Genomic DNA, 280 nt, shown 5'->3' on the forward strand with positions numbered 1-280 from the left:
CTTTACGGATCTCGACGACGGTATCCAGAGTTCCTTGCTGTGTCGTACCGCCAGCACCGAAGGTGACTGAAAAATACTTCGGTTGCAGTTCGGCGAGATCCGTAAAGAAGGTTATGCCGCGGCACCGCACCTGTCCTGCGTCGGCGGCACACGTGAATCGATCCGTGACATCCTCAAGCAATATCAGGCGCACGACATACACCGCCTGGTCGCTTTACGGGTGATCTGCCCAGCGGTTACGGCGCAGCGGGTGAATTCCGCTATGCAAATGAACTGGTCG

1 pseudogene is annotated in these 280 nt (G+C 56.8%); it reads left to right on the forward strand.

What is annotated here, in order from left to right:
- Positions 1-94: 94 nt before the first annotated feature.
- Positions 95-280 (forward strand): annotated as a pseudogene (locus ACO0K3_RS19495) (methylenetetrahydrofolate reductase); the annotation flags it as partial.

The organism is Undibacterium sp. Rencai35W (assembly GCF_049340185.1).
Lineage (GTDB): Bacteria > Pseudomonadota > Gammaproteobacteria > Burkholderiales > Burkholderiaceae_D > Undibacterium.